Source organism: Luteibacter sp. UNC138MFCol5.1 (genome assembly GCF_900110505.1).
In the GTDB taxonomy this organism is placed as follows: Bacteria; Pseudomonadota; Gammaproteobacteria; order Xanthomonadales; family Rhodanobacteraceae; genus Luteibacter.
Window position 1 is genome coordinate 196488 of the sequence record NZ_FODZ01000001.1, and the last position, 12308, is coordinate 208795.

8 protein-coding genes are annotated in these 12308 nt (G+C 66.5%); 5 read left to right on the forward strand and 3 right to left on the reverse strand.

What is annotated here, in order from left to right; translation table 11 throughout:
* Nucleotides 1-107 precede the first annotated feature (107 nt).
* Entirely contained in the window at nt 108-560 is a 453-nt protein-coding gene (locus BMY69_RS00885) for a cupin domain-containing protein (RefSeq protein ID WP_255364428.1), read from the reverse strand.
* A 672-nt stretch (nt 561-1232) separates the two neighbouring features.
* Between BMY69_RS00885 and BMY69_RS00890 the strand changes: the two genes are divergently transcribed.
* The 4 genes from BMY69_RS00890 (at nt 1233) to BMY69_RS00905 (ending at nt 9788) form a co-directional block, all read left to right on the forward strand.
* Nucleotides 1233-4418, forward strand: coding sequence for a TonB-dependent receptor (locus BMY69_RS00890; RefSeq protein WP_090175001.1), 3186 nt, complete (start codon nt 1233-1235; stop codon nt 4416-4418).
* Between the two features lie 62 nt (nt 4419-4480).
* Entirely contained in the window at nt 4481-6862 is a 2382-nt protein-coding gene (locus BMY69_RS00895) for a GH92 family glycosyl hydrolase (RefSeq protein ID WP_090175002.1), read from the forward strand.
* Nucleotides 6863-6864: 2 nt separating this feature from the next.
* Nucleotides 6865-8721, forward strand: coding sequence for a glycoside hydrolase family 2 protein (locus tag BMY69_RS00900; protein WP_090175003.1), 1857 nt, complete (start codon nt 6865-6867; stop codon nt 8719-8721).
* Between the two features lie 206 nt (nt 8722-8927).
* A complete protein-coding gene (locus BMY69_RS00905) occupies nt 8928-9788 on the forward strand; it encodes an aldo/keto reductase (RefSeq protein WP_090175004.1) in 861 nt (286 codons plus the stop codon).
* Between the two features lie 42 nt (nt 9789-9830).
* Here BMY69_RS00905 and BMY69_RS00910 read toward each other — a convergent pair whose 3' ends face one another.
* The gene (locus BMY69_RS00910) at nt 9831-10322 is read right to left on the reverse strand and encodes a hypothetical protein (RefSeq protein WP_090175005.1); all 492 of its coding nucleotides are present in this window, start codon (nt 10320-10322) and stop codon (nt 9831-9833) included.
* Nucleotides 10323-10404: 82 nt separating this feature from the next.
* Complete coding sequence (locus BMY69_RS00915) at nt 10405-11265, reverse strand: NmrA family NAD(P)-binding protein (RefSeq protein ID WP_090175006.1); 861 nt, start codon at nt 11263-11265, stop codon at nt 10405-10407.
* Nucleotides 11266-11400: 135 nt separating this feature from the next.
* Here BMY69_RS00915 and BMY69_RS00920 point away from each other — a divergent pair, with 135 nt between their 5' ends.
* Nucleotides 11401-12300 (forward strand): LysR family transcriptional regulator, encoded by a 900-nt coding sequence (locus tag BMY69_RS00920; protein WP_090058128.1) that lies wholly within the window; start codon nt 11401-11403, stop codon nt 12298-12300.
* Nucleotides 12301-12308: the final 8 nt, after the last annotated feature.

The window sequence follows — 12308 nt, forward strand, 5'->3', positions numbered from 1 at the left end:
ACGCGCTGTGGGAGCGGACCCGGCCGCGACGGCTTCTCGACCCGGTCCCCAACCTGGCGCGCCAGCTTCACCATTGACGCGAACAGCTGTCGCGGCCAGGGCCGCTCCTACGGCGGTGTGGCGAACTCGGGTTTGTCTTCGGCGAGCGGCACCGAGAGCGGTGTGTCCTTCGTGCCCGCGTACATGACGACGAGCACGACCTCCTCGTCGTCGGTCACGCCTCGGTGCACGACGCCTACCGATTCGGGCAAGGCCTCTCCCGCTCGGATCACCTTCTTCCTGCCCGTGGCCTTCTCCTCCACGGTCAGGTGGCCCGAGATCACATAGGCCGCGTTCGGCACCACATGCGTGTGCCAGGGCAACGCGGAGTTCGCCGGGATGACGATCCGCAGCACGGTCAGCTCGGGCCGGCCCTTCGGATACGCGGTGTATGGCGCACCGGTCCAGCTGCTTTCGCTCTTCAGCACCGTCTCCGCTTTCGGCTTCGCGTCGGCTGCCGCCGCCAGGGACGGAAGCCATGTGGCGAGCATGACGGCGTGGATCAACCTGACCGACTTCATGGGCAACCTTCGTTTTTTCGCGCGCGGGGACGACGGAACCTACCCCGCATCCGCCTCGACCTCTTGATCCAAAGCCGCGATCGATGCGCGTTTTGTGACGGCCATCGCGCAAAGTTCCACGCCGCTGATCGATCGGCCCGGAAAGTTTTTGCAGCGCAGCGTGACAGCCTGCGACTTCGAGGTCTTAATTCGCACCGGGGACTTAGATCGATCCAAGTCAAAGTGAATCAGGTCACGTCGCGGAAGCGCCGGATCTGCGAGATTTAAATCGGGGTGAGCCAGAGCCGTCAGGGCAGGCGCGTGGAGCGTCGGCCGAAGGCTGCCTGCTTTCCGCCGGATTCGCGAGGGGTATGGGAAGCGGGACATGCAGACACATCGTGCCGACCATTTCATGAAACGAGCCACGGGTGCCCGAGCGATGCCGGCGCCGACGAAGGCCGTTGCCCGCCACCTCGACGATGCCCTCCCGCGCGAGGAGCGCGACCACCCGACATTCCGTTGAAAGCACCGTGCCGATGGAAACGGGGTCCGTCGGCACCCGTCATTTTGGATCGATCCAATTGAGGTCAGGAGGGTTTGTGGAGCCATAGAACGGGCATCTGCAGCTGTGATGTAGCGGGGGACCAACGCGCCGGAAACACCAGGGCGCTTCTTCGAGGGAAATAAAAAGAAATGACGTACCAACACATGCTCAAGCGCAAGCCGCTGTCTGCCGCGCTCGCCGCGGCTACCCTGTCGCTTGTCGGTTACATGGGAGTGCCCGCGTCCGCGTTCGCGCAGACCGCCGCGCCCGCCACGGCCGCCGCCGTCGCACCCGCGCAGGCCCAGGCGCCCGCCGGTGCCGCCACGCCGCAGGACGAGAAGGACAAGGAGGCCGACAAGAAGAAGGTCGGTCCGACGAACCTCGACACCGTCGTGGTCACCAGCTATCGCCAGTCGGTCGAACAGAGCGTCATCGAGAAGCGTGACGCGAATTCCATCGTCGAAGTGATCAACGCGCAGAACATCGCGCAGTTCCCGGCGAAGAACATCGCGGACGCGCTGGCGCACGTCCCGGGCGTGGTCATCAGCCGCGAATCCGGCGAAGGCAAGACCGTCAGCATCCGCGGCCTCGCGCCGGAACTCACGTACACCCAGTTGAACGGCAACTACGTCGCCTCGGCCGACACCTCGGCCGGCCTGACGCGTTCGTTCAACTACACGCTGTTCCCCGCCAACATGTTCTCGGACATCAAGCTCTACAAGAGCCTCGAGGCGCGTCTGGACGAGGGCGGCATCGGCGGCAACGTCGACCTGCGCACGCGTCGTCCGCTCGAGATGGGCGTCAACGAGGGCTTCGTGACCGGCACGGCCGCGAGCTCCGATACCAGCGCCAAGACGGAACCGCAGGGCTCCGCGCTGTGGTCGTGGAAGAACAAGGACGAGACGTTCGGCGTCCTCGTCGCCGGCGCGTACCAGAAGCGCCAGGCCACCACGTACTCCGCGGACGCGACCAGCTGGCACTGGTGGTCCGACGATTGCCGTGACCACACGACCTGCACGCAGCCGCCGGTGAACGTGCACGGCAAGCCGTATGGCGCCGCGGTCGACAACAACATCGACCTCTGGGGCAACGGCGTCGTCGACCAGGCCGGCAACATCTCCAACGGCTTCTGGATGCCGCAGCAGTTCGCCACCAGCCGCAACGACCTGAACCTCAAGACCAAGGGTGCTCAGGCGACGATGCAGTTCAAGCCGAGCGACCACCTGCTGTTGACCGGTAACTACTTCCGCTTCGAGCGCACCCAGAAGCAGATCACCAACACGCTCGAGATTCCCGAGTGGGGCCTGCCGAACAACACGAACTTCGCCGACCAGAACGGCCGCCTGCTCGCTCCGAACGGCCTGACGTTCGACAAGTCCGGCACCATCGTCACCGGCGCGAACTACGTGCTGCCGCCGGCCGGCGTGGGCTGTAATTCGACGGTGAACCCGGTCACGGGTGCCACCCGCCAGGCCGTCGACGTCTGCAACACGGAAATTCCGTGGCTCAACGGCAACTACTCGATCGAGAAGGCCAAGTCGCAGACCGTCAACATCGAAGGCGAATGGGACACCGGCGGCGCCCTGAGCGGCAGCTTCAACGTCGGCCGCACCTGGGCCAGCGGTGGTCCGTCGGTCGAGCTGGGCATGGCCGCCAAGCCGCGTAACTTCGTCAACGGCGCGTGGGTGAACGGCAGCAACGGCGCCTCGTGGGACCTCAGCGGCAAGCCGGGCATCAGCGCCGCACCGGACGTGCTGCAGAACATGCTCGCCGGCGCGGGCCAGGTCGACCTCGGTTCGACCGGTTCGAACATGGTGAACACCACGAACTCGCAGAACTTCGCGCAGGCCGACTTCACCTGGTCGCTCGACTCCAGCTGGCTGCAGTCGATCCAGTTCGGCGGCAAGTACACCGACGCCAACGCCGAGCAGCAGAGCAACGAAGTGCGCTGGTACTGCAAGGGCACCACGCTGCAGTTCCAGACCTGCGATCCAAACGCCGGCCAGCTGCCCCCGGGCTTCCTGCTGCCGAACTACCTCGACGGCGTGAACCACGCGTACGGCGACGACATCTTCCCGGCGATCAACTTCCCGGCCTACTACAACCACCTCAATTCGACCTACGACCGCGTCATCTACAACAAGCCGCAGAACAAGTCGTCGATCGGCGAGAAGGTGGCCGCGGCTTACGTGCAGGCCAACTTCGACACCGGCACCATCCGCGGTAACGTCGGCGTGCGCTTCGTCACCACGAAGCAGGACCTCACGGTCGCCAACCAGGTCACCACCAACAACGCGACGTACTACCACGACGCCGGCGGCAACATCCTGATCTGCCCGGCTTCGGGCGTGAACGCGGGTGGCGGTCCTTGCGCTCCGGGCGACTTCCAGTACCTGCCGCGCGAAATCGCGGTGGTGGAAGGCTTCACCAACTCGACGACGAACAAGCGCTACAACAAGTTCCTGCCGAGCTTCAACATCGCCTGGACCATCGCCGACGACTTCGTGCTGCGTGCGGCCGGTTCGCAGGCCCTCGCCCGCGCGAACTACACCGATCTCGCGCAGCTGGGTCAGCTGACCAACAACACGCAGGAGTACTACAACGACCGCAAGCAGTTCGGCGCTCCGCTGCCGGGCTGGTACGGCTCGGGTGCCAACGCCGACCTGAAGCCGTTCACGGCGACGCAGTTCGACCTGGCCGGTGAGTGGTACTACGCGACGCACGGCGTGGTCGGTATCGACCTGTTCCAGAAGAAGGTGAAGAACTTCGTCGTCCCGGTCACCGTCAACAACATCGATGTCGATGTCGGCGGTACGGCGACGAACTTCCGCCAGTACAGCACGAACGCCAACGGCCGCTCCGGCACGTCGAAGGGCATCGAGGTGTACGCGCAGCACACCTGGGACAACGGCTTCGGCTACATCGCCAACTACACGCTGAACCACACCAACGAAACCGCCGTCTCGCTCGGCGACACGCAGGTGGGCAAGGCGGAGCTGATCGGTAGCGCGAAGTACGCCGCGAACGTGTCGCTGTTCTACGAAAAGAACGGCCTGCTGCTCCGCGCCAGCGACAACTGGACGGGCCGCCGCATGAACGGCCTCGCGGCCGGTCTGCCGATCTACTCGCAGCCGTACCACCAGATCGACCTCAACGGCGACTATGAATTCAACAAGCACTTCATGGTCACGGCGTCGATCATCAACTTCAACAAGGGCACGCCGCACACCTACCTGGGTGGCGATACCCGCGCCCGTCTGGTGAACCTGCTGTATCCGGGACGCCAGTACTACGTGGGTGTGACCTACAAGTTCGGTGGTGAGAGCGACAAGTGACAAAACGAGCGGGGCCGGGCGATGAGCCCGGCCCCGCTTCCTTTTTGAGCGAAGGAAACCCGATGACACCATTCGCGCGTCTTCCCCACCGCGCGCCGCTCGCCTTGGCACTGGCGATCATTGCGCTGGGCACCATCGATACCGGGCACGCGGCCGCCAGCAAGGCCGCCCCGACCTCCACCGCCAACGTGGACCTCGCCAACCCGCTCGTCGGCACGGCGCCGCTGGACCGCCAGGACCTCATCGGCAACGCGCCACCCGAGGGCGAGCCGCTGTACACCGGCATGACGACACCCGGCGCCAGCCTGCCGGAGAGCGCGACCGAGGCCGCGCCCGTCAACATCAACGCCGATCTCGGCTTCGCGACCGGCGTGCCGGTCGCCTACGATTACCGTCGACCCGCCATGATCGGTTTCACCGGCGGCGGTTCGACCTACGGCGCGCGCGGCGCGCCCATGGTCATGCCCGTGGTCGGCGACTGGACGGTGCCACCCGATTACATGACGTCGACGTACGACAAGGCGACCGAGAAGGCGTCGCCGGGCTACTACGCCGTCGATCTCGCGACGTTCCATACGAAGGTGGAGCTGACCGCGACGCAGTGGACCAGCCTGATGCGGTTCACCTTCCCCGAGAGCCATCGCTCGCATGTCGTTCTCAACCTGCGTCGCTCGGGCGGCGACGTCGAAGTCGTCGGCGACCGCGTCATCCGTGGCACGGCGACGGCAGGCCGTCGCGACCGCGATTCGGATGGTCCGTACTTCGTGGCCGAGTTCTCGCGACCCTTCCGGCAGTTCGGCACGTTCACCGCCGACGTGACCAACAAGGGCGAAGGCCTCGGCCGCACCGACGTGCAGACCGATCGCCGCGCGGCGTCCGGCGGCTATGCCGGCGCCTATGTGACCTTCGATACGAAGGCCGGCGACCAGGTGGTCGTGCGCATCGCGCACGGGCATAGCGCGGCGGAGGCCGAGCAGCGGCTTCGCGCCCAGGACAGCGATGCCGACTTCGACCGCGTGCATGCGAAGGCGCGTGCACGCTGGGCCGAGCTGTTCGATCGCGTGCAGGTGAGCGGCGGCACGCCGAAGCAACGCATGCTGTTCTATTCCACGCTCTATCACTCGTTCGCCAGCCCGCGCATGATCGCGCGCAAGGGCGAGGGCTACATCGACGCCGACGGCAAGGACCGCATCGCCGACTACGACCATTACGGCCCCGTGCCGTTCTGGGATACGGGCCGCAACCAGATCGCCCTGCTCATGCTGCTGCAGCCCACGGTGGTGCAGGACATCATGCGCTCCGAGCTCGACCGCGCGCGCGAGCGTGGCTACATGAACACCTCGTTCCACGGCGACCACGCCGTGTTCCTCTACAACGGCGCGTGGACTCGCGGCATCGACTTCGACTATGCCGCGGCCTACGAGTACCTGCGCAAGAACGCCACCGATCCCAAGGGCCCGCGTGGCTACCTCGCCGAGTACGACAAGAACGGCTGGATCTCCGATATCGTGCCGCCGAACAATCCGAGCCCGCCGTACGCGGGTGGCAAGGCGGGCGCGGCCACCACGCTCGAATACGCGTGGGACGACCACGCGCTCGCCGACTTCGCCCGACGCCTCGGCAAGAACGACGACGCCGAGATGTTCGAGCGCCGCGCGGGGAACTGGCGCAACGTGTTCGATCCGTCGGTCGGCTTCGTTCGCGGCCGCACGGAAGACGGCAAATGGATCTCGCCGTTCGATCCGGGCGAGCCGTACTACAACTTCATGATGAAGGAGGCCTCGGGCTGGTCCACGCTCTGGCTGGTGCCTCACGACGTGCAGGGCCTCATGAATGCGCTCGGCGGGCGCGACGCCTTCAACGCGAAGCTCGATCAGTTCTTCACCACGCCGTACACCGCCAAGGGCATCTGCCGCGATTGCACCGGTCTGATCGGCCAGTTCGTGCAGGGCAACCAGCCGGACCAGCAGGCGCCGTACCTCTACGCGTGGAGCGGCCAGCCGTGGAAGACCGCGGCACTGACGCGCCGCGTGCTCGCGGACATGTATGGCAGCGACGCGACCGGCTACGGCTATCCGGGCATGGACGACCAGGGTTCCACCTCGTCGTGGTACGTGCTCTCCGCGATGGGCTTCTACCCGGTGGATCCCGCCACGCCCGACTACATCATCGGCAGCCCGATCTTCGACCACGTACGCCTGCGCCTCGGCAACGGCAAGGTGTTCGAGATCGTCGCGCGCAACAACTCCGCGAAGAACATGTACGTCCAGTCCGCGACGCTCAACGGCAAGCCGTGGACGAAACCGTGGTTCAGCCACGCCGACATCGTGAACGGCGCGACGCTTGAACTGACGATGGGCCCCACGCCGGGCAAGACCTGGGGCACCGACCCGAACGACGCGCCGCCCTCCATGTCGGCCGCCGGCAACGTGAAGAAGGACTGAGGATGACGAGCAAGATCAAGGCAAGTGGCCTCGGCGCGTGCATCGCGCTCGCGCTGGGCTTCGCACCCATGGCCATGGCGGACCAGGCGTCGACGTCGTGGAGCGGCAAGACGCCGCCCCTGGCGACGCCGTGGACGGCGCAGGTTTCTCCCACCAACGCCCTGCCCGAGTACCCGCGCCCGCAGCTCGCGCGTCCGTCACTCGAGTCACCGCGCTGGATGAGCCTGAACGGTCTGTGGGAGTTCGCCGCCACGACGAGCTCTGCGAAGCCGGCCTTCGGCCAGACGCTCAAGGACAAGGTGCTCGTGCCCTACCCGATCGAGTCGGTGCTGTCGGGTGTGCAGAAGCATTCCGACGACATGGTCTACCGCCGCCTCGTCGACGTGCCCGCGGACTTCACTTCGAAGGGCCAGCACGTGCGCCTGAACTTCGGCGCCGTCGCGCAGGACGCCACGGTGTACGTCAACGGCAAGGAGGTCGTGCGCCACACCGGCGGCTACACCTCGTTCGGCGCGGACATCACGAGCGCGCTGCGTCCCGGCGGTCAGCAGGAAATCGTGGTCGCGGTGCATGCGCCGGTCGACGGCGTGGACGTCATGGTCGGCAAGCAGCGCCTGAAGCCGGAAGGCATCTTCTACACGGCCGCCTCGGGCATCTGGCAATCGGTGTGGATCGAGCCGGTGCCGGCCGTCAGCCTCGCGAAGCTGCGCTTCACCCCGGCGAAGACGCTCGATGCGTTCATGGTCGACGCGACCGTGCAGGGCGCCGGCAAGGATGCGCCGTTGCACGTCACCGCGTATGCCGACGGCAAGGCCGTGGGCGAGGCGACCGGCCCCGCCGGGAAACCGCTGCGCATCGCGATCGCGAATCCGCGCACCTGGAGCCCGGACGACCCGTTCCTCTACACGTTCAAGGCCACGCTCGGCCAGGGCGAGCAGCGCGACGAGGTCACCAGCTACGCCGGCCTGCGCACCATCGCCATCGAGAAGGTGGACGGGCGTAACCGCATCGTCCTCAACGGCAAGCCCACGTTCCTGCTCGCCACGCTCGACCAGGGCTACTGGCCGGACGGCCTGCACACCGCCCCGACCGACGCCGCGCTGAAGTTCGACGTGCAGAAGACGAAGGACTTCGGCTTCAACACGATCCGCAAGCACATCAAGGTGGAACCGGCACGCTGGTACTACTGGACCGATCGCATTGGCCTGATGGTGTGGCAGGACATGCCTTCCCTGCCGAACGGCCACAACGAGAAACTTTCCGAGGCCGCGAAGGCTGGCTTCCGCAAGGACGTGACCAGCATCGTCGAGCAGCTCAAGGGCGAGACATCGATCATCGGCTGGATCCCGTTCAACGAAGGCTGGGGTCAGTGGAGCATCGGCGCCGCGGGCGAACTGGCGGCGCAGATCAAGAAGCTGGATCCCACCCGCATCGTCAACGCGCGCAGCGGCTACAACTGCTGCGACACGAAGGGCGACGTGCACGCCGGCGACATTATCGACGTCCACGACTACCAGGGCCCGGGCCTGCCGGAGCCGGATGCCACCCGCGCCTCCATGGATGGCGAGCACGGCGGTCTCACGCTCAACGTCGACGGCCATCTGTGGCCGAACACCGCCATCAACCCCTATGGCGCGGTGAAGGACGTCGCGGCCCTCAACGACGGCTACGTCGCCAACACCGCGGTGCTCCGCGACAAGGGTCCCGGCGTCGGGATGTCCGGCTCGGTGTACACGCAGATCACCGACGTGGAAGGCGAGCACAACGGCCTCTACACGTATGACCGAAAGGTCGAGAAGGTGGACGAGAAGCGCGTGAAGGCGATCAACGAAGCCACGATCAAGGCGTTCGCGAGGTAACCGTAGCCCCGTTGGAGCGGACCTGGCCGCGACAGCTCTTCGCGTCAGGGCAGCAGGACCTGATGCTCCTCGCGAAAAGCTGTCGCGGCCAGGTCCGCTCCAACGGAGCAAAACGACGCAAATACACGTGTTTTCGTCACGCGCGCCAGCCGGGATCGAACGTACGATAACGAGCGTTCTTACCCAAACACGGCTGGAGACACGACATGACACAGGCAAACGCCTCTGCGAGTGGCACGTTCCGGATCGGCGGCGACCTCGAGGTCAACCGCCTCGGCTTCGGCGCCATGCGCATCACCGGCAAGGGCATCTGGGGCGACCCGGAAGATCCCGCGAAAGCGAAGGCGGTGCTCAAGGCCCTGCCGGAGACCGGCATCAACTTCATCGATACCGCGGACAGCTACGGTCCGTACGTCAGCGAAGACCTGATTCGCGAAGTGCTGCACCCGTACAAGGGCCTGGTCATCGCCACCAAGGGCGGCCTGACCCGCCACGGTCCGGACAAGTGGGCGCCGGTGGGCCGTCCCGAGTACCTGCGCCAGTGCGTGCTGATGAGCCTGCGCCGCCTCGGCGTCGAGCGTATCGACCTGTGGCAGCTCCACCGCGTCGACGAGAAGGTTCCGGCCGACGAACAGTTCGACGTCATCAAGCAGATGCAGAAGGAAGGCCTCATCCGCCACGCCGGCCTGTCCGAGGTTTCGGTCGAGCAGATCGAAGCCGCGCAGAAGTACTTCAAGGTCGTCACCGTCCAGAACCTCTACAACCTCGGCAATCGCCAGAGCGAGTCGGTCCTGGATTACTGCGAGGCGCACGATATCGGCTTCATCCCCTGGTTCCCGCTCGCCGCGGGCGAGCTCGCCAGGGAGGGATCGGTGCTTTCCACGATCGCGAAGCAGCACGGCGCCAGCAACGGCCAGGTCGCACTCGCGTGGCTGCTGCAGCGGTCGAAGGTGATGCTGCCCATTCCGGGTACCGGCGATGCCGAGCATCTCCGCGAGAACGTGAAGGGTGCGAGCCTGCACCTGTCGAAGGAAGACTACGAAGCGCTCGAGCACGCGGTTCGTTGAAGAATCGCCCCCGCCCCGCGCATCGCGGGGCGGGACGCGGTATCAGCGAGCGCGGGTGAAGTAATTCGCCCGCATCGCGCGATCCCTGTCGTTACCGGGATAGACCACGGTCTCGACGAGGTTCCTGCCATCCGGCGTGACCGCATAGGTGCGCGTGGACACAAGCACGCCGTCCTTCTGCAGCGCCATGACGAGGACGTTCGGCGTGGGCTTCCGCAGCGCCACGTGATCGGCCTCGGGACTGTTCTCGATCACGACGTACGTGCCGTCGAGCGGCGTGGTCGAGGTGGAGTGGACCTCCTGCCCCGGTGCGTAGACGATGTCGACCTGCGTCGTGAGTCTGTCGACGCCCGCCTCGGCGAACCGGAACGTCACGCTCTTCGGGCGCTGGTCGGGAGGCATGGGTAATCGCGACGTATCGAGCGACCAGGTGCCGATGAGCGGCGCGGATGCCGGATGCGTGTCCGCGCTTCGGGCGTAGGGCGCCGGCACGGCGAGGCATGCCACGACGAAGGCTGTGCGAAGAGGCTTCATGTCCGATCCTGTCCGGGGAGGGGGAGGCGCAGCGTCACCGAGTATGGACGGCCCGGTCCGCGTCCGCACCTCCCCTCGCCGGTCAGGCGGACCGCTCTACCAACCCGGCGATCACCTCGTCGATTCGGGTCGTGCCCTTCAGCGCCGTCGCGCCGAAGTCGATCCATCCTTCGTTGAAGCCGTCGATCATGCGCATGCGCGGTTCGGGATTCGTCATGCCTTCCGCGACGAACCGCGCCTCCCAGGTATCCCGCGGCACCACGTTCGCCTTCACCGGTTTGCCCAGCGAGCGGGACAGGGCATCCGCGAGGTCGTTCGGGCTGACGCGCTCCGGGCCTTCCAGTTCGACGACACGCACGCCCTTGCCCGGCTCCATCAGCAGCTTCGCGGCGAGACCGCCGATGTCCTTCGTCGCGACCATCGCGATCTTCCGGTCGAGAGGCGCGAGGTAGCTGTCGATGCTGCCGCGCTCGCGGGCGGACGCGAGGTCCCACTGCACGTTTTCGATGAACCAGCCGGCGCGCAGGAAGGTGACCGGCATCGGAAGCGTGGCGAGCACCCGCTCCATCCGCCCCAGCCGGGAGAGCAGGTTCGCCTCGGCCGCGTCCGCGCCGATGGTCGACAGCGCCACCACCCGATCGGGGCGCGCGGCGAGGATGGCCTCGTGGATCGACGCGATGACGGGGTCGGGCGCGGTCAGGAAGTCCGGCGCCGGATCGAATTCGGGCGGCAGGAGGATGAAGACGGCTTCGGCGCCGGCGAAGGCGCGGGCGAGCGACGCCGCGTCGTCGATGGCCGCCGTGGCAACCTCGGCGCCTCGCGCGGCGAGAGCTTCCGCGCGACCGCGGTCGCGCACGACGGCCCGGACGGGCTTGCCCGCTGCGAACAGCGCGTCGGCAAGCGCGCCGCCGACCTGACCGGTGATACCTGTGATGGCGTACATGGGATTTCCTCGTTTTCGTGGGGACGAGGAAGAAGATAGGATGGCGCCAGCCATGACTGAATAGGCGGTCGATCAGTTCTTTGGTGACTTCCGATCACTAATCGGACCGGACGCACCCGGAGCCAGGAGTAACGCATGCCCACCGACGGTCGCTTGCTGGGGAATCTTTCCGTGCTGGTGTCCGTGGTGGAGACCGGCAACTTCGCGCGTGCGGCCGAGGCGCTCGGTCTGTCGCCGTCCGGTGTGAGTCGCGCCGTGTCGAGGCTCGAGACGCGGCTCGGGGTTCGCCTCCTGCATCGGACGACGCGCTCGGTGACCCTGACGGACGAGGGCGAGCGGCTGTATGCGAAGGTCGGCCCGCTGTTGTCCGGCCTGGAGGATGCCGCCTTGTCGGCGGCTGGCGACGCGCACGCCGTGCGGGGGCGTCTTCGCGTGAGTCTCGATCCGATGTTTTCGTGGCAGGTCGTCGCGCCACGTCTGGACGACTTCCTGCGTCGCTACCCGGAACTGGAGATCGAGATCGTCGCCCGCGACGAGCTCGGCGACCTCATCAGCGAAGGCATCGACGTATCCGTGCGCTTCGGCGAGCCGCCAACGTCGTCGCTGGTGGCGCGCAAGCTGCTCGATACCCGCGTGATCACCGTCGCCACACCCGCCTATCTCGTGGCGCACGGCACGCCGAAGACGCCGACGGACCTCGCCCGACATCGCTGCCTGCAGTTTCGCGACCCGGTGACGCGCCGGCCCTTCGAGTGGGAGTTCCACCGACGCGGCAAGGTGGTGACGGTGGAGACCGACGGGCCGTTGCTCGTCAACGATTCCGGCACGATGACCGCGGTATGCCTCGCTGGCGTCGGCATCGCGCAGCTGCTCGCCGTCAGCGTGCGCGATGCCGTCGCGGATGGACGTCTGGTCGAATTGTTTCCCGACTGGCCCGACGAGACGTTTCCGCTCTACGCGTTCTATCCCTCGCGCCGGAACGCGCCGCCAAAGGTGCGCGCGTTCGTCGACTTCTGCGTGGAGCTGGCCGGCTGAGGACGCGG

Coding starts and splice junctions, on each gene's coding strand:
- BMY69_RS00885 (WP_255364428.1), bottom strand. CDS start 560: ATGAAGTCGGTCAGGTTGATCCACGCCGTCATGCTCGCCACATGGCTT.
- BMY69_RS00890 (WP_090175001.1), top strand. CDS start 1,233: ATGACGTACCAACACATGCTCAAGCGCAAGCCGCTGTCTGCCGCGCTC.
- BMY69_RS00895 (WP_090175002.1), top strand. CDS start 4,481: ATGACACCATTCGCGCGTCTTCCCCACCGCGCGCCGCTCGCCTTGGCA.
- BMY69_RS00900 (WP_090175003.1), top strand. CDS start 6,865: ATGACGAGCAAGATCAAGGCAAGTGGCCTCGGCGCGTGCATCGCGCTC.
- BMY69_RS00905 (WP_090175004.1), top strand. CDS start 8,928: ATGACACAGGCAAACGCCTCTGCGAGTGGCACGTTCCGGATCGGCGGC.
- BMY69_RS00910 (WP_090175005.1), bottom strand. CDS start 10,322: ATGAAGCCTCTTCGCACAGCCTTCGTCGTGGCATGCCTCGCCGTGCCG.
- BMY69_RS00915 (WP_090175006.1), bottom strand. CDS start 11,265: ATGTACGCCATCACAGGTATCACCGGTCAGGTCGGCGGCGCGCTTGCC.
- BMY69_RS00920 (WP_090058128.1), top strand. CDS start 11,401: ATGCCCACCGACGGTCGCTTGCTGGGGAATCTTTCCGTGCTGGTGTCC.